The sequence below is a fragment of the Butyrivibrio sp. MC2021 genome (assembly GCF_000621605.1).
Taxonomy (GTDB): Bacteria; Bacillota; Clostridia; order Lachnospirales; family Lachnospiraceae; genus Butyrivibrio.
The window spans coordinates 489534-513303 of sequence record NZ_JHXX01000002.1 but is presented as its reverse complement, the minus strand read 5'-3'; the positions used below and the strand labels follow the sequence as shown (position 1 = coordinate 513303).

Genomic DNA, 23770 nt, shown 5'->3' with positions numbered 1-23770 from the left:
CAGGCCACTTCAAGCCTGTCTCCTTTTATTTTATTGCTCTTATTTCTTTTTGATCTTAAAGTTCACTTTCTTTATGCCGCCGAATTCATCAAGTCCTTTTATGGTCACTGTTGCTGTCTTTCCGGTGGAATTAACGGTAACGGAAATATCCATCATATCGGAAGGAACGGTTATAAGTTCTTTCGATACTTTTCTTGTAACCACGAGATCTTCTGCTGTAAGCTCAAGAGCATCCTCTACGGATGTAAGGGTTACTCCCTCTGCCAGCTTGGCCTTATACTTGGAAAGATCTTTATTGGTGTCGATGACTCTGTAGCTGCCTGTAACCTCTGCACTTCCTTCGTAAGAGCTCTTGGCACTTCCCGGCATGATCACAGCCCTTACAGTGATCTCTGTTCCAATGGCAATCTTGTCTGTGGGCTGTACAGTATCGCCTTCGCTCACCTCAGTTCCATCATCAAGAACTGCATCACTTGCATAACTGTATTCATAGGATATTACCTTGATATCCTTGTTCTTTCCCACAGTAACCTTTTTGCCGTTATCTGTGAAAGAAGGCTTTTTAAGAGCATAGCCCTTCTTACCCTTGGCTTTGTAGAGCACATCCTTGGCGTCAACAGTAAGGTCTGCCACATCTGCCTTCTCAATTGAGAATTTCACCTTGGTGCTTCTTCCGGCAAAGGAGCCTATTCCCTTCACAAGAACATAAGGTGCAGCCTTCGCTGATGCGTCGGCAACCTTCTTATTATTGAATACCTTAACTGTATAATGCTCACCCTCAGTGAGAGTTACTCCGTCGCAGCTTACAACAACCTCAGGCATAGCACCGATCTTGGAATAGATAGCATCAAAAACATCTATCTCCCACTCCTTGGTGAAATCAGGCTCACTATCCTGATCATCGTCCTTATCCTGGTCATCATCCTTATCCTGATCCTGGTCCTGTTCCTGTTCAGGATCTTTTTCAGGTTCATCCTCAGGAGCCGGCTTAGGCTCATCCGCAGGGTCGTCCTCAGGAGCCGGCTTAGGCTCATCCGCAGGGTCGTCTGTTGGCTCATCTGCAGGGTCTTCTTCGGAAGGCTCCTCGCCGATTACCTCAATCTCTACATGCTGAGGAACTTCACCGGCATATTCGTCGATACCCTCTGCGATGATGTAGTAGTTCTTTCCGGCTTTATCCATTACAGTTGAAGCAGGAACCTCTGCACCGTTTTCATAATACTTAAGTTCATAGTCCTTGCCTGCAACAAGCTCTTTGTTTCTCAATCTCACAACAGGAACTACTGTAGACAGTTCAGTCTTTGCCGCAGCATCCACTGTGATCTTGTGCTCTGAAGCAATCCATGCATCTGTAATATCTTCAGGCGCAATAGTAAATGTGAAAGTTCCGATTGTTTCACCGGTCTTAATGTCTTCTATGATCAGAGTAGCCTTACCGGGCTTTACATTGTTAAGATATCTGGTGGTGTAATCCAGGTTTCCAATGAGATACTTATTGCCTATAAATACTGATGTTGCATCAAGCTCATTCTTTTCATGTCTGCAGACTGATACTAATCCGGTCTCTCCGTTCTCTGTAAAAATGTCGGATTTGCCGCCTATACCACTGCTGCCCAGATAGAACCAGTAGCCCTCAGGAATATTCAGTGATGAATTGTCAAAGTACTCTCTGAAGCTCTCAGGAACATCGCCCCAGTCATCCTCAGCGATAATAAACTGATACTTAGGAGTGTTACTGTGTGCATATCCGTCGCATACAGTAACAGCCATGATAGTCATAGCCTCTGTTATACTGATAGGTTCTGTGTAAAGCTTTGCTGTAGCAACTACTTTGTCGTCATCGCCGATAGGCAGTGTTTCGTCTGTTGTGTAGTAAATCTTTGCATTAGGAGTCTTGGTTGTAAATGACACCTTTGCCCCCAGTGATACTTTATTCTGTAAGGATGCTATTTCACCCTCTACCAGAGCCTCCGGATCAGAAGCCTTCTGAAGAGGAGAAACAGTTACTTCACAGGTATCGCTGTACTGAGTACCTTCGATAGTTACAGTTATGGTAGCTTTTGCTGTCTTATCAAGCTTTGTATTCGGTGTTACTACTCCGTTATCAGATACCGTAACAACATTTGTATCTGATGATGTCCACTTAAGGGCCTTTGTCTTAAGACCGGGATGTGTAACCGTAGCCTTAAGCTCAGCCTTTGAATCGCTTCTGCTGCTGAGAGTCACGGCTTTGCTGTCAAGGACGACAGGCTCATGAACAGTTACAGTTATACTGTCAGATACGTTTCCTGTCTTTACTGTAATAGTTGCAGTTCCTGCCTTCTTTGCACTTATCGTAGTTGTTGCTGATGTACTGTAGTTTGCAGATACTACCGTGCTATCACTTGATGTCCAGCTATATTTAATTGGAGCAGCAAGGTCCACAGGAAGCACAGTGGTTCCAAGAGAAGCACTTGTTCCCTTGATAAGATCAAGCTTATGATTTGCAAGGTTATCTGCTGTGATAGTCACCTGTGAAGCCTCTGTGGGCTTTCCGGGAACGACATTTACAGTACAGGTGTCACTGTAGTTTGTACCTGTAATAGTTGCGGTAATTGTTGCAGTCTTTGCCTCCTTAATTGAAGCATTCGGTGTTACAACGCCTGAAGTCGATACAGTCACAACATTTGTGTCTGAGCTGGTCCAAGTTATGGTCTTATATTTATAGGTAGGATGAGTAACAGTAGCTGTAAGCTTCTCACTTACTCCTTTATCTCCTGCAATGTTAATTTCCTTCTTGGATAAAACAATTGGTTCGTGAACAGTTACGGTAATGCTGTCAGACACACTTCCTGTCTTAACAGTGATTGTGGTTGTTCCTACTGTCTTTGCAGTAAGTGTATTGGTGCCTGCTGTAGTATTCAAAACAGATGCAACGTCACCGGCTGATGATGTCCATGCATAAGTTATAGGTGCAGCAATATCAGCAGGAAGCACAGTGGTTCCAAGGCTCACAGTCTCTCCCTTGAAAAGATCAAGCTTCTTGCTGGAAAGGCCTGTAGCACTGATTGTTACCTTACTTGCCTCTGTGGGCTTTCCGGGAGTTACAGTCACATTACACTGCGCATAATAATTTGTTCCCGAAATAGTCGCTTTAATAGTTGTTGTTTGTTTGTACTTCAAAGATGTATTAGGTGTTACGACACCTGTTGCTGATACTTTCGCAATATCGGTATTTGCTGAAGACCAGATAATCTCCTTATTCTTCAATTCAGGATGAGTCACTGTAGCAACAAGTGTTTCCTGTACTCCCGCATCTCCGGTAAGACTAAGAGTAGTCTGTGACAATGAAATAGGCTCATGTACAATCAGAGTAACTGAATCTGTCAATTCCCCGCAAGTCACTGAAACAGTGCATGTACCGCTCTTTCTACTGTTAAAAGTTGCAGTCTCATCAAAAGCATTGCTTATCCATCCTATATTTGAATCACTTCCTGACCAAAAAATGCTATCAAAATCACCAATTGCCTCAGGAAGAACAAGAGCTGTCAGGTTTAATTTTTCGCCCTTAACTATGTCAGCTTTCTTATTGTTAAGTTTATCTGACTGAATTTCTAAGCTGAAGGCGTCATCTCTGTAAACCTTGGCATAAAGATCAATATCATTTTCTGGGAAACTGCTAAATCCGGTTACTTTTTCTTTATAATCCTTATCCAAATACCAACCGTAGAATTTAGAACCGCTGGGAGGAGTGGGATTGAATAAGTACACATAGTCTCCGGCATAATAAGCCTCTTCGTTATATTTATTCTGGACACAGCCCTTTAAATGATATGTAACCTTATATTTGGGGGCAAGCTTAATATCCTGAGTTAAAACATAGTTTGTATCTCCTACTATGGCGCCCCATCCGTACTGTACTCTGTTGCCTTTTTGTCCTTTATAGTAATTGTCAGTATATTCAAATGTCTTATTATCAACTTGGTCAATCTGATCATATCCTCTGAATATAGTATAACCACGAGCATTATCGATCTTATTCCACTTGATATGAACAATTCCGTTTTCGTCAACATCATATGAGACATCTGACTGGCGAGGTCCAAAGCCTTCTTCAACAGAGCCGCTGACAGTGCCCACAGTAGCTGTAATTGTGGCCTTTCCAATGCTGTTTTGTGTGATATTTCCTGCATCGTCGATTTCAGCAACACTTGAATCCGAGGAGGACCATCTTACTGATATTCTGTCCTCAGAGGGATCATAATCTTCAGGAACAAATGTGGCTTTCGCTTTATATTGTCCGTCTCCGACATAACTGATTTCAACATTTATACCGGAGAGCTTGTTTTCAACACTTAGAGTAAAGCTCTTTTGAACATTTCCGGCCACTGTTTTTGCTGTAATGGTTGTAGTTCCGATAGCTTTGGTTGTTATAGTTCCATTATTTACTGTGGCAACAGATGTATTTGAGCTGGTCCAGGTAAGGTTCTTATTTGTAGCATTTGAAGGAAGAACCTTTGTGCCCACTTTGTAAATGCCGGAAACACCAAGGCTTAATGTGCCGCCATCAATATTTGTAAATGTGATGTCCGTAGGATTTACAGTCTGGCCGGACTTCAGATTTTTGGTATAGGCCTTGATGGCAAAGTTTCCGTTATAGTCTTCCCATCCCCATCCGTCAAGATAGTAATAGCTTTCACCGGCATTATATGTGCGGGTTGTATAGGTTCCGCTTTGTGAAAGTTCTACGCCTACTGCGCCCTTTACAACTACTGCAAATTTCTCGTTTGGAGCTAATGTAACCGATGATGCCAGCTTTATTGTCTGATATCCGGCATAGGTTGTTCTGCCCTTTGTGGTGGCAGAAGAAACAAGCTGTCCTGACTTTGGTGTATCTTTTACATTTCTATAGATCTCGATGGTATACTGGCCACCGGCTTCTGATGAGTAGAATGCAACAGAATCAAGAACCTCTCCTGCAGAGCCATCCTCAGCATGGGCTGTAAACACATTTGCATTATATTTAGATGAAGTTATTCCGTTAGGATATGCTTCATGCTGATAGCAATTGTCAAAATTATCGGCAAGTGTAACATCTGCAGCATAGAACTCATCTACTAAAGTAGCCTCATAATATGACATCCAGAAGTAGCCCTTGTAGCTGTTTTCTCCTTTTCCAGGATCTGTTCCCCAGCTGTTTCTTACAAGGAAAGCTCCGTCTCCAGGTGCGGTTGTTGCAAAATTCTCCTTAGGGAAATTATCATTCCATCCCACCAGAACAACACCATGATTCTGGACTTCATACTCAGAGTTGTAATAGCTGTTATAGGTGCTGTTGTATATTCCGTCTTCATAATAAGCTGAAATTCCGTCAGCTGCGGCAAAGGCAATTCCCACAGCGCCATAGTCCTGAATCATTTTCTTTACAGGGCTCAGCATATCAATATTCTTTGTCTTTCTGAAGGTTTTAAGGTCTACCTTTTCAACATAATAATTTTCTATATGCGCAATATCATCATAGGCGATTTCATCCTGAAGGCCTACGCTCTGTGCCAGAAGGGCATCTCTCTTATAATCAGCCACTGATTCATCAGCTGCGCCGGTCCACTTCATAAGAGTTCCCAGGCCCTTGGCATAGCTTCCGCCCTTATTAAGAAGATTTGCGTTAGGGTATCTTGTCACATCACCAACGCTTCCTCCCAGAGGATCAGTAACAGTGTGATATGTAAAATAAGCAAGGTGAAGCTCAGAAAGATCGGGATTTGAAATGAGCCCTTTCTTCATAAGATTTATCTCAAGAAGAGCTGTGGTCGCAAAGGCCCAGCAGGTTCCGTAGGGATCCTGATTCTTAATGGCAGGGAGCTTTGCTGTTCTGTATTCGGAGGGCAGACTTGCCGTAAGCTCCGCAAGGTCTTCATCATAAGATACTCTGGTTATCTCAATTTCATCGCCGGGAACAAAACCTGTGGCATAGTGTATTTCCTCGGCTGCCTTTTCAGAAGAAGGCATAGAATCGCTGTTTTCCTCAGCCTCTTCTTCCAGTGCTATTTCCTGGAATTCCTGATCTTCCTCAGTCTCTTCCACATCTGCCAGCTCTTCTTCAGCTGTCTCAAGAAGCTCCTGATCCTCAGTTTCAGGCTCCTCTTCATATTCGTAGTTTTCTTCAGTCTCAGCCACAAATGAATCTTCCTCTAAAAGAAGCTGCTCCTCTGAAAACTCCTCACTTGCCGCATAAACAGGCATACTTGAGCCGATCATTGCACCTGCAAGAAGTAAAGCTAAAAATCTGTTTTTCATGTACCACACCTCTCCTTTATGAAAAATGCGCAAAAAAAAACGATGCCCCACGCATCGCTAATAAGTTGCAACTGGCTGCCTGTACGCTACAGGCCCTATAGCTTTGCGTCACCGGATCACTCCGGTTTTGCCAAATGTTATTTCGTTTTTTACCAAACTTCATTCTACTATTCTTTTATAGTTTTTCAACTATCCCATTCATTAAATTTTTATAAAACTGAACATCCTTCACAACCGCAATATCTGACCTGTGGTCCCTCATAATAAGCAATATCTAAGTATAAAGCCGGGTCCGGATACTTTATGATATATGGAGGTATTGATTTTTTATGCACAACACGGAGGGTTACAATGAATCTCAAGACAGCTTACGCGCCATATTTCAAGGTTGGCGCCGCAATTTCCAGATGGAATCTCAACACTAAGGCTCACATGCAGCTTCTTACAGAGCAGTTTAACAGCTTCACCTGCGAAAATGATATGAAGCCCATGTACTATTTGGATGCGGACAAGAACAAGTCCGATCCGGAAAAATATAATCTGGCTCCGGCTCTTACTTTTGAAAATGCTGTTCCTTACCTTGAATTTGCTAAGGAAAAAGGCATCGCCATGCGCGGACACACACTGGTATGGCACAACCAGACTCCAAAGTGGTTCTTCTGCGAAAAATATAATGAACTCTACCCTCTTGCAGACAGAGAGACTATCCTTGCAAGACTTGAGAACTATATAAAGGGCGTTCTCGAATTTGTTCAGACCAATTACCCGGGAGTTATCTACGCCTGGGACGTGGTCAATGAGATCGTTGACGACGGAGACTTCAGAAAGTCCATCTGGACCAAGACCGTGGGCAATGACTTCTTTATAAAAGCCTTCGAATACGCCAGAAAATATGTGACTCCAGAAGTAGACCTTTTTTACAACGACTATGAGACCTCCCAGGAATGGAAAAGAGACTTCATCATAAAGAATGTCCTGACTCCTCTTATGGAGAAAAAGCTGGTGGACGGCATGGGCCTTCAGTCCCATCTCATGATGGATTATCCGGATCTTGAGCTCTATAAAACAGCTCTTGAGATGTACGGCGCTCTGGGCCTTAAGATAAATGTAACTGAGCTCGACATGCACAACGCTGACCCCTGCGAGGAGTCACAGCATGCGCTGGCCCTCAGATACAGACAGTTCTTCGACATCTACCTTGATGCCAAGAAATCAGGCAAGGCCAATATCACCAGCGTAACCTTCTGGAATCTTCTGGATGAAAACAGCTGGCTGTCAGGTTTTAGAAGAGAGACCAGCTACCCTCTTCTGTTCCATGGAAAATGTGAGGCAAAGGAAGCCTACTATGAGGTCCTCAAGGCTGCTGTTCCCGAAGCAGACATCGATAAATGGGAGCCCCATTACGCGGAGGAGGATTTCCTTCTGAAGGGCATGCCCGAGATGAAAATGAAGAGATTTCGCGAGAACATCTGGCAGGAAGGTGAATACACCTATGAAGCCTCCTACGGCTTTACTCCCAACGTTTTTGCTTATCTTCATAATGATGATCAGCAGCGCGACTGTATGCTGGTGGTTCCCGGCGGCGGATACTGCATGCTGGCATCCCACGAGGGTGAGCTCCCTGCCATGGAGTTTTTTGACAGAGGAATGAACGTATTTGTTCTTAGCTACACCACAGACATCACCATGTCCGTGCCCCTTAAAAAGCAGCCCCTTAACGACATTTCCAGGGCTGTCCGCTTCATAAGAAAAAATGCTGAGAAATATAATGTAGAGGGCAAAAAGCTCTTTATCATGGGCTTCTCTGCAGGTGCCCACGTGTGCGGAAGCCTTGCGGTCCACTACAAAGATGTGACAGATATAAGCCCTGAATATGATAAGTTCTCCAACAGGCCCGATGGAGTTGTCCTCTCCTATCCTGTTATCACTACCGGAGAGTATACCCATCAGGATTCCATCAGAGCACTTCTTGGAAATGAGCCTACCTCTGAGGAGCTTGACTACTTCTCACTGGAGAAACATGTTACCGAGGATACTCCAACCTGCTTTGTATGGCAGACCCAGGAGGATGGCCTTGTTCCTGTAGAGAACAGCTATCTCTTTGCCCAGGCTCTTCGCAGCAAAAAAGTTCCTTTCGCCCACTACGTATTTCCTGCGGGCTTCCACGGACTTTCCTTAGCCAATGATGTTTACTTCAAGGGCTGGTCCGGCGGGGAGTACACCATGGAACAGACCATGAGAGCTGCTTTCTCAGTTAAGGAAGGCCGCGGAGTCAATGTCTCAGAGAAACGCAAGCAGGAACTTATTGATCAGTTCTTCAGCGGAAACGACTTCCAGGGAATGGGCATTGATGAGAGCCTCAAGGAAGATGTAGGCCTTGTAAGTGAGCTTATCTGGGCATGGATAAAAAGAATTTAAATAATCACGCCAGTAAAAAAGTGAGGTCAGATTAATTAACCTGACCCCACTTTTTTATTTAGCTTATTTGATCTTTTCTTTAGCTACACCGGCTGCCTCAAGAATCTTCTTGATATCAGCCTTGAATTTCTTATTCATTGACAGCTTAAATACTGCATTAGCACTTATGTCCTTAAAGGCCCCGTTTACAACCTCAGTAAGAACAGGTGCTTTAATGGTGATCTGTTTAAGCTTGCCTGCTCCTTCAAATGCAGCAGCATCGATGGCCACTACAGATTTTGGAATCGTTATCTTTTCAAGTGATGCACATCCTTTAAATGAGGCAACTCCAATGGAGAATGTGCTATTTCCGATAGTTACCTTCTGCAAGGCTGCGCAGTTCTTAAATGCAGTATCTCCGATGCCAAGAACATTTCCGCCAATCTTTGCACTTGTTATAGCACTCTCGCTAAAAGCACCATCTCCTATCTTCAACACTTTATAATCCATACCTTTATAGGAAATCTTGGATGGAATATTCAATGTCTTCAGTCCTTTTTTAGCATCTTCATCAAGTCCTGTGGCAATTACAAATCCAAACTCCAGACTATCAACCTCATAGATGACTCCCTTAGCATCTGAAAAGCTTTCTCCCTCCTTTGTAAGAAGCTTAACGATTCTTTTCTTTTCTGCTATATCCTTGACATTAATCTTAAATACTGCTCCCTTGGCAATTTCATCAAATGCACCATCTTCAACAACAATAAGCTCATTAGATGTGATGGTCACTCTCTTAAGCTTGGAGCATCCTGCAAAGGCCTTTTCTTCTATAACAAAAAGCCTTCCCGGAAGCTTTACGCCGGTGAGACCGGTTCCTGCAAAGGCCTCCTCGCCTATGTTTGCAAGGCTCTTAGGAAGAGTCACTTTCTTAAGAGCTTTGCTTCCATAAAATGCCCTGTCCATAATATAGTTCACATTCTTTCCAATGGTAGCACCTGTGAGGGAGCTTCCAATAAAGGCCTCTTCACCAATCTCAGTAACCTTGAAGCTGCTTCCTTTATATTTCACGGTAGCAGGTATAGAAACCTTCTTAAGTTTACTCTTGGCATCATCTGTAAGTCCTATAACTTTGACAGTTCCGTCAAGAATATCGTTAATTTCATAAACAATACCTTTTTTGTCAGCGAAGGTCTCAAAAATCCCGCTAAGTCTACCTCTAAGCTCTTCCTTGGCTTTTGCATCCTTCATGGTAAGGTTAAATACGGCACCGTCAGCAATCTTTTCAAAGGCATCCTCGCCAAGATCCTTTATCACAGAGGAAGCTATGGTAACTTTCTTAAGACTGACTGAACCATAGAAGGCTCTTTCCCCGATACTTGTAACATTCTCAGGAATAGTTATGGACGTAAGTCCCGTATTGGAGAAGGCACCATTGCCAATCGTGTTAAGCTTCTTAGGAAGTTTAACAGTCTTTAATGCTGCGTCACCAGCAAAGGCCCTGTCACCGATCACCAGGACATTTGCGCCAAGGCTTACCGACTTAAGGGAAGTACATCCTGCAAAAGCAGCTACTCCGATCTCAGTAACATTTTTGCCAATCTTAACGCTCTGCAGTTGTCCGTTGGATGCGAAGGCTCCATCATCAATCTTTACAACCTTATAGGTCTTGCCGTCATGGCTTACAGTAGCAGGAATTGTGATACTCTTCAATTTCCCTGCTGCTTCCTCAGACAGGCCCACAACATAAGCATTGCCATCTACGATATCATAGATAATGCCGTTCTTATCAGTGAAGCTGCTTTCTGAAGCACTTCCTCCACCCTTAGTTACAAGAACATCAAATTCCTTGGTCCAGATAGCATCAGAACCGATTGTAGAATAACCGTCACTGGTGTACTCATGAACAAAGTAATCTGTTCCGGCAGACTGATTGGTTACAGTTCTCTCTCTGTCACCGTAATAAGCAATTACCTTAAGCTTGCCTGCTCCGGCCTGGGCCACACGTCCGGCGCCATCATTATTCTCGCCGTATATTCCCTCTCCTGAGAAATCCAGGATTCCATCTTCACATACAAACCGGTATTTCAAAGCTTCTGCACCGGTTATCTGTGTCTGATGAACATTTCCTTCCTCATCAATATAGTCGTTATCAAGGTGAGCAAGTGTTGATTCAATCTCAGGAGTAAGTCTGAAGCTGTCGCCAAGTGAAAGCTTTAATACCTGCTGCTTTTCACTGATGGTAGCAGTTTCCTCTCCGATATGTGCAGCAGCAACATCAAGGGTCATGTCTGTTATTGCACTTATGGTAGCTACTTCTTCTTTATATGCTTTTCGCTCAACCTTGGTTTCAACTCTGGAGTCCGTTACATTGGCAAAGAGCTGTACAGTCTCCGTGACATTTCCGTCTTCATCAGTTGTCTTTTCAAACATGTCATCAGACAGTTCAACATATCCAGTGAATTCTGTACTCTGCTTCGGAAGAAGCGGTTCAACATCAGCACTTCCAAGGGTCTTATCTAATTCCCCTGCTATACCAAGACGTACACTGCTCTCAAATGACTTGGCATTTCCATCGTTAGTTACTGTACCTGAGATCTTATAAACGCCTCTTTCATCAGTAGCCTCAGCCTTAATCTCTCCAAGGTTAAGATCAGCTTCCATCTCAACGCTTATCTGCTCAGAGCGTATAACCTCATTTTTGTCATTTATAAGCTCGATAAGAAGCTTAGCATCTCTGTCATATTCATCAAGCTCCATATCTCCGCTGAATGCTGCTATATCTCCACCTAAAACATTTGATAAAGTATTCTCCTGTATGACAGTGCCACCATATACATTTGTTACTCTAACAGTCAGGTTTTCGATGGTATCAAATCCATCGTTAAGAACCTCAAAGGCAAAATGCGCACCATCTTCTGCGTCAGCACTGACAAATCCGGCATTCTTGATCTTAGGAACACTTGTAGTGTCAACTGTGAAATTAACAGCATTGGCTCTTGTAATATCTTCTACAGGGTAAGGCACGAAATCAGCCTCGTTTATCTCTGTAGTCATATCACTGTTCATGGCCTTGGCTTCATCAATTGTGATGATTCTGGTCTCAGCCAGATATGAAACGCCGATGAGCTTGCCGTCATCCATAACATCAAAGGCTGCATCCTTGTAGTGAGCTCCGTTCATACTTGTTATTTGAACTGGAAGTGTCTTTTCTGCAATGTTAGACTTATCGGTGCCTTCATCTGACAGGCTGCCAAGAATTACTCGCTCACAGTACATCTGCTCCTCAGTTACCGCATTAGCAGGATCCTCAGCCTCCTTTGTGCCCTTTTCAATGCCGTCAACAAGTTCTCCCGAAACCTCAGTCCAAAGATAATACAAAATACCATTCTTTGCCTTAACATCGAAGTTATCGATAGAACTCATGGCAGCAACACCACTCTCATCCTGCTGTGACTTTCTGCCGGTAACAATAGGAACCGGAGCAAAATAGGTACGCTCAGCACCTGCTGCAGGAAGAGCCTTATTTATATAGCAGTATTTATAGTTGCCCTTTATGAGAGCTTTGGATTCGTTATTCATGATATGTGTAAGGTTCATGGCCACAATATCACCGTCGCGAAGCCAGGACAGCCACAACTGCCCCTCTGTTTCAGTCAGTTCAACGTCACAATCCTCAACACTGTCACCTGTCAGAATGATGCATTCATCCATCCTGTCATTAGTAAAATCATATTCCTGCAAATAAATCTCACGGTCAGCTATTGTATTGAGATTTCCATCAAGGTCAAGGCTATAGGCAAACAATCCCTTATCGCCATAGCTTATTGCATCAGCATCAAGCATCAGTGCACTGCTGTTATCCGCTTCTACAAGCTTTGTAACTGTTCCTTCCTTGAGGTAACCTGTGTCAGGATCTATTTCTTCAAGGATAGTGGCATCCGGATAGAAGGAATAGAAGTTCTGACCGTACATCATTTCCTTATAAGCATTAGTTCGCTCTTCCTTTTCCTCCTGAGTAAGTCCTTCAAGAAGAGCACTGATAGGAGCATTTGTGTCAGGTTCTTCAACCCATTCACCTGTCTTTTTATCATAGCGGCGATAAGCTACTATTGAGTACTTGGGATAAAGTGCATCACCTACTGAAGCCTCTTTTTCTGCCTCAAACAGTTTCTTTGAGTAGTAAACGATTATGCTGTCATCATCACTTACTACTTCAGCAGTTACATCTGATATCTGATCTGAAAAATCAAGACCGGTTCCCTGATATTTTTCTATATCCTTGGTGGTCTTTGTGATTTCCATGATATCCCCGGCAAGCTTTCCTGTATTCTTATCAAGGAATACGCCATGAATATCAAGGCCGTTCTGTTTAGCCACAACATCATTGTCTGTATTTTTGTATTCATCACTTACTGAAGACCAGGTAATAAGAGCATTCTCGCCAACATCAAAGACACGGGGATAATAATCAAGCTCAGAGTCATCCTCAATCATAACAGGCTCTGACCAGTCTCCGTTTTCATAAATTGTATAATATACTGCGCGGGAGTTCTCAGGATCATTTATTCTGTCGATAGGAACATTAAGGAATACCGCTATAAATCTGTCCTTTCCAAGCTCCATCATCTGGAAATTAGGTCTTGGTCCTATTCTGTTGGTGAGGATATACTCGGCATATGCTCCGGGCTCATCATCTATACTAAGAAGTCTTTCCTCTTCGTCCTGCTCACCAAACCACTCTCCCTCCTCATTAAGGAAAGAAACATCCTCAACCTGGAAGTTTTCGATACCATCATAGAGATAGCTGTTAGCTTCAAGGGCATCCATTACGGAGGTCTGCATCAGCGCAGATACATTGTTATTATCCTTATCTCCGCCCCACATCTGGAATCTCTTTCTTGCAAGCTCTTTCTTGAAGTGGAAAATAGTAACTCCCACATCGATGGATGCATTAAGGGTTACACTTCCCTCTCCTGCCTTAGCTGTGTAGAATACCATATTGAAGGCTGCGGTTCCGCTTACGCTTACTGATACAAGGTCTCCTAAAAGACCTGCACTCAGGGTCAGGGTAATGCTTGGGGTGAAGTTAAAGGCTCCATACCCGTCAAACTGCCTGTCAAGATCTGATATATCGCAGTCCCAGATATTGAAATCATCCTTGTTCTCATCAAGATAATAGCGTTTGCCAAGTCCGTCACTTCTTTCCTCAATTACAAAGCTAAGCTCAGCCTCGCAGTTGATGGTCAGTGCGATACCGATAGTTACACCGATAGGAGTAGCATAGCTGACACTAACTGTTGCATCGCCAATGACCTTAGCTGCAATTATCATGTTGGAGAAATAGTATCTGTCATCATCGCTGTAACCAAAGGTCATGAGGAAGGAGAAGTTAAGCTTCATATTCAGCTTAGCTCCCATCTTCACATCCTTACTCTCAGGCTTATGAGCAGCCTCGGCCAAGTCATCGTATTTCTTTCTTGCGTCTTCTTTTGCCTTCTTGGCTGTATCTACAGCCTTTCTCTTTTCTTCAATCTCCTTTTCTTCTTTTTCACTCAGAACTCCCTTACCTGCATATTTCTCCATGGTCTTTTCGAGTTCTTTGTTCTTTTCACCGATGGCCTTGTCAGATTTAGCCATCTTCTTGGCTGCTTCTTCAAGCTTATCCTTATCGGTATCCTTGCTTACGATAGCCTTGGTATAGCCAATTTTTACAACCCTGTTACCGTTCTGATCAATGGTTACTCCACTGTCCTCATCAAGTTTGTCAAAGCTTCCCTTCCAGCCTATGTCCAGAGTTGAAGCAACGCTTCCGATAATGTCAATGGCATCACTGCCTTTGCCGGCTGTAATAACATTGGCTACGTTCAATGGTCCGATTGACTGTGTAAGCTTAAGTCCGGTGTCTCTCTGAAGGTATGAATTACCTGCAGAATCCCAGAAACGAACCTTAGCAATGTCGCCGGCACTTGCGCCAATCTTGGTAGGGTTAAAATCAAAATTAAAGTTTCCGCCGGCTGATGGCTGTATATTTACGACTACTGCAGAACCATGCTTAGAGCCTGTCTTGTCATAGAATTGCAGCTCACCCTTGGTGATTAACATTCCGGTCTTAGACGCATTCATAGACAGGCGATAGTTGTAATCGCCATCTGTCAATCCGGTAAAATAGCCACTTGAAGCGCACTTACCCTTTACCGCAACCTCCTTATAGGGATGGTCGCCAAACAAAGTTGTGGTGTCCTCCTGATAAAGCACCACGTTACTGATGTTTAGATCCTCCCAGGCATTTACATTTACATGTTCGTATTTACCGGGATGCAGAGTGAAGTTGGTATTAATAGCGCCTGCATAGCTGTCGTAGTTAAGTGAGATCAGATAAGTCTCATTTGTAAGGAATTTTTCCGGATTGATGTAAAAGAAGCCATCTCCATATTCACCATTAATGCCGCCATACTTGGTAGTTGAGTCATATCCGTCTGTGTATACAGTCGCGCCATTAAGACCGGTTGAGATTTCATAATCAGGATTAAGCAAAAGCTTATCCTTAAGTGTCAGCCAGCTGGCTATGGGCTTAGGGTCAGATGCATGTTCTGCTCTTAAATAAAAGCTGTAATACAGTCTGCTTATAGGAAGCTTGGTGGTATAGGAAATGGCACTTCCTATGGATGGATCAAAGGTGTGATAGGTGGGATGATTCTCAATCCACTCACCATCCTCATCGTTATCAAGGGTTCCATCTCTCCAGAACGCGTGGTACGGTGAATCCTTTTTTACCAGAGAGCCAACATTATAGGTGGTTCCCATGGTAACATTTTTAATTTCATATGGTTTCTGCCAGGTACTCTCATGTGGAGTGCGGGTCTTATCTACATATACTGCTATGCCCTGCTGGATCTCTGCATGATTAACCTGAGCAGGGTCTGCCATGATCTTGAGAGTAGCATTATCAAAGCGCAGATATGTCCTGTAATACTTAATACCTGCATCTCCCAAATGAGTTGTAAAGCTGTTTAAGTCAGATTCATTTTGATTTGTTCGTGAAACAGAATATGCTGAATCCGATTTATCACTCTTTCCGTTTATATCGATCTGTGTGATGGCATATCCGGCATTTGCTCCGGCTTTGAAGGTAATGGTGTCAAGCTTTGTTACACCATCCATACAACATCCGGATTTGTAGCCTATATAGTCACCCTTCTCACTGCCTCCGGAAACCTGTGCATCCCATCTGTTAGGCTCTACTGTTACTGCTTTGGGTTCATAAATTGGTACAAGGACGAAGGTTTTATCATTCCATAAGTAGTTTTTATATTTATCTACAAAGGCATTGTCAAGTCTGAAACCGGACTGGATAATGTCACTTGAAAGCTCCCCTGTTGTACCGGGTTTATGGAGCTTGAATCCCTTAAACTCAACAGTATCCTCTGTTGGGTAGATTCCGGCTGAGTTTTTACCCATTCTGCTGGTATCTGTATCTCTCAGCATAGTTACAGTAGAACCGCAGCGGAAGGTCTTTGAAGTAACCAGATTAGTTCCATCCATATTGAAGTACTGCTGTGGATAGCGTATGGCATTTCCATTGTTACTATGTGTTTTCTGCCCTGTCCAATGCTGTTCCACATAGCTGTTATAGTCAGACATATTGTTGTTGATCTTGACTTCATAATTCATATAGCCAACTACAATGTCCTTGACCGTAAGTGATACACCTTCATAGGTATTTTTACTATTTCCCTTTACCTTGGCATAGATATGTCCGCCGTTCTTATACTGACTCCAGTCCGATCCCTTGTAAAAGATAACAGAGGAAGCTTCTTCCATCTTCTCGGTGCTAAAGTCTTTTTCCTCATAAAAGGTCCTGCCGGTAGTTTTATTATCAACATACATCTTAACTCGGACGTTCTTTACTTTATGATTAATAAAGAGTCCCCAGGTCTCGCCCCAGGTTGAGAAGTTAACCTTTACATAAGAAGCACTTGAAAGATCATAATATCCATCAACCCATGGAAAGTCATCACGCTGTACCCAGGTTTTGTTGATGTTGTACTTCACTTCATCATACTGACCTGCAGCTGCGGTTACATTATCTACTGTCTCGAATTCAGCTTCCGAAGGCTCGGAAGGAGTAACATTTTCATTTACTTCTACAGCCTTTGCGCCGTCATCCTTAGCTATAGTAACAAGGCAGGAAGCACCCACTTGTCCCTTGTCTTTTCCCCGGTGTGCAAGGCCAATATAGAAATGCTTTTCTTCATCCCTTACTCCTTTAAGGATTGGGATAGTCACTGTCTGTTCCGATACCCCTGCTGCAAAGAAAAGCTCTTTATAAACCGCCTCATAGTCAACACCTGCTTCTGCATCCTCAGCATCAGTGCCAACAGTCACAAAGTCCATCTGATTGATGCCCTGGTTTCGGACAACAGTAACGATGGCCTCTGTTTCATCAGGGGATACAATAACTGATTCCTCCTTGAAGGAATAGGTAATATCTTCCTTCTCATCATTATCAGTAATATTTACATAGCCGTTATTATTCTCGCCAAGGGCAGCGCCTTCCTCATCCTGTAATACGATGATGAACTGCTCTTCGCTCTCGGAAAGCTTGTCATCTATTCCGCAGATCTTAATTTCCTTCTTATATTCTCCGGGTTCAAAGGTAAGGCGCACAGTAACACCATCAAGCTGATCCAGCTGCTCCTTGGTGTTGTCATAACCCGCATCCATAAGCTCCATGGTCTCTTCAGGAGCTTCCTCTTCACTGTATTCTCTCCAGTTATAGCTTGGAAGGTTTTCCCCGGTCTGTGCCTTGTATAAATTTGCAAGGCCGCTTCCTTTAGAAAGCACATTTGAAGCCTTCTCCCGGGGCTTTGCATTTGCTTCTGAAGACGCCTCTTCTAATTCAATTTCATCTTCTGTTTTTTCATCTTCTATTTCTACATCTTCATCTTCCAAAAGAATCGCATCATCTTCTGATTCTTCTGCTTCTAATGCAGCATCCTCATTCTCCGTAAGTGCTGCAGCTTCCTCTAAATCCAGGATGTCATCCGGATTCTCCACAACCTCTATGTCGTATTCCTGCATAAGAGGCTTTGCGTCAGGATTGGCATCCAGAGTCTTATCCCCAAAGAAGCCTCCTGTAACGCTTAATGTGTAATCTTTTCCATATTCACTGGATACATCCACAGCCTTAAAGGTCACAGAAGCCTCTGTATCTTTATTGCCGGCGCGGAGCACCTCAATTACGCCATCCTCACCTTCCAAAAGGGTGATGGCCGTCCTGCCAAAGCCAAAGTATCCTTCAGGAAATTTTTCCTCATCTCCCAGGGTTTCAAGCTGGGCTTCAAGTTCTTTCTCCTGCTGCTCCAAAAGGAGAACCTCCTCCGGCTCCTGCCCCTCTTCCATGGCAAAAGCCTTCAGATTCAGCGATGATATTACCAGTACAGTAGATAACATCATGCATAGTAACTGTTTTAGCGCCTTTTTCATCTTCATAAAAACCCTCCATCACAGCATTTCAATCATTTGAATACATATTTTTGCGCTTTATAATCCATAAAAAGCGTAATTTTATTTTACAATATCAAACGATTCAGGATGCTTTATTACGTACATATTTAATCTGTTTTTAATATTTTTTATGATTATTTTATAAGGATAAAAGGTCATGCCCTCACTTTATTCGTTAAAATACTATATATAGAGAGATGCTTTATGCAGGAGGAAATGTGATGGATTATCAATCGTGGATAGAAGGAATAAACGGCTGGGCCAGCCTGTATGCCTTTGATATTCTACCCGACGGAAGCTATAGTGAGATAAGACTTATGGCAGTAAATAAGATGAACGAGCTTATGCTTCATATGACTCCGGATGCACCTGAATTTTATCCAGGTATTCCTTACCGTAATTACTAGATGGACCTTAATTTTGAAGCTTTTGTCTATAAATGTGCCGGCACTCCTGCGCCTCTTTATTCCTATGTAAATGCCCGAGGCGGCTGGCTTAAGGGTTTCTATCTTCCCATCGCTGATATATGGGACAATGTACCTGAATCAGATTCCCCTGAAGGGAGCAGGACTGTCTACTGCCTCTATATACTGACTTATTCAGATGTGGTAGAGACTGAATCAATGATCAACAAGTCCACTGAAGTTATCAATGCCGTTCTTGAAATTGGTATTAAACTCCATGTCACCCAGAATCTTTTTACAGGCCTTTCTTCCATAACCACCATAATAAAAGATTTATGCAGCGCAGAAATGTGCTCTCTTTATACTGTAGATCCTGCTACAAGGGATTGTTCCCTTGTGGATCAGAATGGCTTACAGATTGATTTTATGCATAAAATCGCATCTGAGATGGGGCGAAGTCCATATGGTGTGGTAAAAGCCATGGAAGATTGTCTCGCCATGTCAGATTGCCTTTTGCTTAATAATCTGTCTGTAATTGAGGAACGTGACCCTGTATGGTACAAGTCACTGACTTCCTATGGCGTCAAAAACATGATTCTCTATGCTATCCAATATAATCAGATAATCGTGGGTTATATCTGGGCAGCCAACTATGACACCGATAAAACAGATAGGATAAAGGAAACCTTGGAGCTTTCAACCTTTATCATTGCATCTGTAATTGTGAACTATCAGTTGCTGCATCAGCTGGAATATAAAAGCACCACAGACATTCTCACGAAGGTCAATAACAGAAATGCCCTCTCTGACTATATAAACAGCATAAAGGAAGGCCAGGAAGAGCTTCCTCCTTCTATGGGTGTTATCTTTGCAGACCTTAACGGTCTTAAGAAAACCAATGATGAAAAGGGTCATGATGCAGGGGATAAACTCCTGATAAGAGCTGCCTCCCTTATAAAGATTGTTTTCGGTGACTATCAGATTTTCAGAGCCGGGGGAGACGAATTCGTCATCCTCTGCGCCGGCATAAACGAAAGCAAAATGAATGAACAGGTCGCGCAGCTAAAGGGAATGGCAAAAAACACCTACGACGTAAGCTTTGCCATCGGAAGTGTATACTTAGAAGGCAATTATGACATAGACGCTGCCATAAAAGCTGCTGATGAGCGAATGTATCAGGATAAAAAAGCTTTTTATGAAAATCTCTTCAAAAACTAACACGCAAAAAGTGAGGTCAGGCTGTCCCGACCTCACTTTTTTAAGTTCATCTTTTTAAATCTTCATTGCAATATCCCAGGCACCCCAGATGGCGCTGCGGACATTGGCTACCTTCTTGCAGTCTCCAAGAAGGTGAACATTCTTAGCTTCATTCATGATAGGCACCGGATGATAGCCCACAGACATGATAACTGAATCAGCATGGAGCTTCTTAGTTCTTCCATCACCAAGTGAAACCTCCACGAAGTCCTCTCCGATACTGTTAACCGCTGCATTTAAATACACCGGAACCTTGTTGGTCTTAAAGCAGTCACGAAGATAGCTTGTATTGGCAAGGCACATATTCTTAACCGCGATAAGGTCATCCTTCATCTCCACGATCTGAGGATTCTTACCCTTTCGGAAAAGATCCAGTGCTATCTCGCAGCCTGTAAGGCCTCCGCCGATGATAACTATGTCTTTACCAACCTGTTTTTTACCAAGAAGATAATCCGTGGCATCCATGGCATACTCTGCCGCTCCGGGAATAGGAATGCGGTTGGCCTCTGCTCCTGTGGCGATGATGTACTCATCGGCCTGAGGAAGGCTTCCGGGCTGAACATTGGTATTATAGTGGATCTCTATGCCGAGCTTCTGGAGCTGTCTCTTCTGCCAGGCAATGAGAGCTTTGTCCTTTTCCTTGAACTCAGGAGCTGCCGCTGCGATAAATACACCGCCCAGCTCATCTGTCTTTTCATAGATAACAGGCTTGTGTCCACGAAGGGCAAGGATCCTTGCAGCCTCCATTCCTCCGATACCACCGCCGATGATGGCAACCTTCTTTGGATGCTCCGTGGGAATAACCCTGTATTTTTTGCTCTGCATGCTGCGGGGATTAACCGCGCACTTGCACATTCCTGCGGATTCCGTAAGGTCCTGGTCATTGGCAGTGCCGTTGTGCTTGGTCAGGTTAAAGCAGGCACTGTGACAGCATATGCAGGGACGGATATCCGCTTCCTTATCTCTCTTAAGCTTGGATACCCATCTGGGATCAGCCAGGAACTGCCTTCCCACAGCCATGGCATCAATACTGCCTTCGCTGATTGCCTTAGCTCCCACATCCGGCTCCATCTTACCGGCGCAGACCACGGGAATGTCCACAAACTTCTTGATGTGCTCCACATCCTCAAGGTTACAGTTCTGAGGCATGTACTGCGGCGGATGAGCCCAGTACCAGGCATCATAGGTTCCGTTGTCACAGTTGAGCATGTCGTAGCCTGCATCCTGAAGGAACTTAACGGCCCTTTCGGACTCCTCCATGTCACGGCCTATCTCCTCAAAGTCCTCTCCCGGCATAGCGCCGTACTGGAAGGCCTTGGTCATGGACCTGACGGAATAGCGAAGAGAAACCGGGAAGTCCGCTCCGCAGGTCCTCTTTATCTCCTTTACGATCTCAGCCGCAAATCTGTATCTGTTCTCAAAAGAGCCGCCGTATTCGTCAGTTCTTTTATTGGTATATTTAAGAGTAAACTGATCAAGAAGATATCCCTCATGAACAGCATGTACCTCCACGCCGTCAACTCCCGCTTCCTTGCAAAGTCTTGCGGTCTCACCGAAAGCGTAGATGATATCCTCGATTTCTTCCTTGGTTATGGCTCTTGTCCTGACATCGTCAGCCCATCTGTTGGGAAGGGGCGACGGTGCCGCTGTCAGATACTCCGCATCGATAATGGGCTTTGCCAGAGTATTGAGAGCCTTGTTCTTGGCAAGAAGAGCCAGCGGCGCAGTAAGGGCCATGCTTCTTCCAAAGCCCGCCGTCATCTGCACAAACATCTTTGCTCCCGTCTTATGGAGCTCATCCATAAAAACAGCCAGTTCTTCGAACTTCTTTGGATTCTGATACAGCCATTTTCCTCCCAGCATGTCCTTAACGGGAGCGATGCCCGGAATGATAAGGCCGCAGTCGTGCTTTGCTATCTTTAAAAGAAGTCTTGCCGCCTCCTTGTCGAAATGGCTTCCCATTGGCTCCATCCATCCGAAGATACAGGTTCCGCCCATAGGCGCCAGCACTATTCTGTTCTTTATCTCACAGTTTCCTATTTTCCAAGGCGTAAAAAGTGCCTCGTATTGCTGCTTCATAATAATCTCCCTTTCCCCATATTATTTTGCTGCCTTTTTCCCAAGATGAAGCTCCTTGAGGCCGTCCACCTCGTCGCATACGGGCTTCATGCTACAGTGACCACAGTCCGTGGGCATTCCGTCCAGGATGTGGGTCAGAGTCTTGGTTATGGCATCCACCTTCTCCGCGTTGCCCTTGATGGCGTTAACCAGCTCTTTTTCCGTGACAAAGATAACCCTTACCTTCTTAATCTCAGGGATCTCCTTGTACTTTTTGATGTAGGCCGCCCCCACCTTTGAAAAGCAAATGCCCTTTTTAATGGCGCTCTTTGCTATTCTAACCTGCTCCTGATTGCTGCTGGCGGAGACCCTCACCATATATCCTTCGGGAAAAACATGGTATCTCACGAATTCCATATTTCTTATGGTCTGGAAGGTCTTCTCCTGATCCTCGCTCTCCTTAAGGTCACAGGTCTCAAGGATCACGATTCTGGCAAAAGCAGTGTCCTTTTTTATCTCAGGAATATCCTGTCCGTAAACTATTATCTCGTCCTCGTTCGCAAGTCCCGAGGTGGTGACGCAGGTGTAGTTTACCGAAGGCTCCCCGGAGCCCCCAAGCTCAGGCCCCGCGTCCCTCTGCATGATAAACTCCGTGTTTTCAAGACAGGACCAGGGCTTTTCCTTTTCATAGGAAAAACATTTGGGCGTTCCTTTTGCCAGAGCCCCCAAAGTCTCCTCAATTATGCTGTCATATAACTTCATATTCTTCCCCTTTTGTCAAAATCAGAACTTGATATCCGCTTCTTTCCTGTCAAAGATCCTGTTGACCTGCACATAAAGCCAGGCCATCAGCTTCTGATCCAGGTTCCAGAAGTAGATGACAAAAAGGATTCCCGTAACTACGGAAAGTATTTTAAAAATAGTCCAGATTAACTTAAGTAGCTTACCCATTTATGTAGTTTCCTTTCACCATAAAGGATTATCTGGCAAGGCCCTTTTGTCTTGCGTATTCAGCTGCGCCCAGGGCTCCCATAAGCTGAGGATCTGTGGAGAGCTCCACAACCTTGAGCTTAAGTACCTGCTCGATGGCAGCCTTAAGGCCGTCGTTCTTGGCACATCCGCCGGTAAGCGTGATGGAATCTGTTGCTCCCGCCTTCTTGGACATTACGAAACATCTCTTGGCAACCGCCATCTCGATACCTGCTGCGATTTCGTCCATGGGCTTTCCTTCACCAACCAGAGTGATAACCTCAGACTCTGCAAAAACAGTACACTGAGCAGTGATGGGAATAACGTTCTTGGCTGACAGTGACAGCTTGGAGAAGTCGCTGAGGCTCATCTCAAAGCTTCTAGCCATGGCCTCGAAGAAACGGCCTGTTCCTGCGGCACACTTGTCGTTCATGGCGAAATTCTTAACGGTTCCGTCGGTGTCGATGGCGATACCCTTAACGTCCTGTCCGCCAATATCGATGATGGCCTTAACCGTGGGATTTGTCACATGTACGCCCATGGCGTGGCAGGAAATCTCTGAGATATTCTCATCCGCAAAAGGAACCTTGTTACGGCCGTAGCCTGTTCCGATGAGATACTCCAGATCCCTTGCGCTGTTAAGTCCCGGAACCTGATCCACCACTTCCTTCATGGCCATCTCTGCTGATTCCTGAGCAACGATCTTGCTCTTAAGGGTGGCATTGGCCACCATCTTTCCGTTTTCATCGATAATAACTGCTTTGGTGTAGGTTGAGCCTACGTCACAGCCTCCAAAATATTTCATAGTAGTTACCTCCTAAATTATTCATTGTATTTTGGTGGTGATATACGCATGACTCCGCTGCGCTCTCATCATGCTACATCCATTCGGAATCCGCACT

9 protein-coding genes and 1 riboswitch are annotated in these 23770 nt (G+C 44.2%); of the genes, 3 read left to right on the top strand and 6 right to left on the bottom strand.

Features of this window, described 5'->3' with window-relative positions:
• Positions 1-39: 39 nt before the first annotated feature.
• Positions 40-6276 (bottom strand): Ig-like domain-containing protein, encoded by a 6237-nt coding sequence (locus T359_RS0108050; protein WP_026517025.1) that lies wholly within the window; start codon positions 6274-6276, stop codon positions 40-42.
• Positions 6277-6339: 63 nt separating this feature from the next.
• A riboswitch (cyclic di-GMP riboswitch) is annotated at positions 6340-6418 on the bottom strand.
• A 209-nt stretch (positions 6419-6627) separates the two neighbouring features.
• On the opposite strand from T359_RS0108050, the gene T359_RS22135 reads away from it, so the two are divergent.
• On the top strand, positions 6628-8694 hold the full coding sequence (locus T359_RS22135; RefSeq protein WP_197027072.1) for an endo-1,4-beta-xylanase: 2067 nt from the start codon (positions 6628-6630) through the stop codon (positions 8692-8694).
• A gap of 63 nt (positions 8695-8757) precedes the next feature.
• On the opposite strand, the gene T359_RS0108035 is transcribed toward T359_RS22135, so the two are convergent.
• Positions 8758-18165 (bottom strand): leucine-rich repeat protein, encoded by a 9408-nt coding sequence (locus tag T359_RS0108035; RefSeq protein ID WP_081795493.1) that lies wholly within the window; start codon positions 18163-18165, stop codon positions 8758-8760.
• Positions 18166-18401: 236 nt separating this feature from the next.
• On the opposite strand from T359_RS0108035, the gene T359_RS0108025 reads away from it, so the two are divergent.
• The gene (locus tag T359_RS0108025) at positions 18402-18587 is read left to right on the top strand and encodes a hypothetical protein (RefSeq protein ID WP_026517023.1); all 186 of its coding nucleotides are present in this window, start codon (positions 18402-18404) and stop codon (positions 18585-18587) included.
• Positions 18588-19802 (top strand): sensor domain-containing diguanylate cyclase, encoded by a 1215-nt coding sequence (locus T359_RS0108020; RefSeq protein ID WP_026517022.1) that lies wholly within the window; start codon positions 18588-18590, stop codon positions 19800-19802.
• A 54-nt stretch (positions 19803-19856) separates the two neighbouring features.
• On the opposite strand, the gene T359_RS0108015 is transcribed toward T359_RS0108020, so the two are convergent.
• The 4 genes from T359_RS0108015 to T359_RS0108000 are packed head-to-tail and all read right to left on the bottom strand — an operon-like array spanning position 19857 to position 23673.
• Positions 19857-21920 (bottom strand): oxidoreductase, encoded by a 2064-nt coding sequence (locus T359_RS0108015; RefSeq protein ID WP_026517021.1) that lies wholly within the window; start codon positions 21918-21920, stop codon positions 19857-19859.
• A gap of 21 nt (positions 21921-21941) precedes the next feature.
• The gene (locus T359_RS19770; RefSeq protein ID WP_051545123.1) at positions 21942-22661 is read right to left on the bottom strand and encodes a hypothetical protein; all 720 of its coding nucleotides are present in this window, start codon (positions 22659-22661) and stop codon (positions 21942-21944) included.
• A 21-nt stretch (positions 22662-22682) separates the two neighbouring features.
• Positions 22683-22850 (bottom strand): hypothetical protein, encoded by a 168-nt coding sequence (locus T359_RS22450; protein WP_155840044.1) that lies wholly within the window; start codon positions 22848-22850, stop codon positions 22683-22685.
• Positions 22851-22878: 28 nt separating this feature from the next.
• Positions 22879-23673 carry an acyl-CoA dehydratase activase gene (locus T359_RS0108000; RefSeq protein ID WP_026517020.1) on the bottom strand — a complete coding sequence of 265 codons (795 nt, stop codon included), beginning with the start codon at positions 23671-23673 and terminating at the stop codon, positions 22879-22881.
• Positions 23674-23770 lie beyond the last annotated feature (97 nt).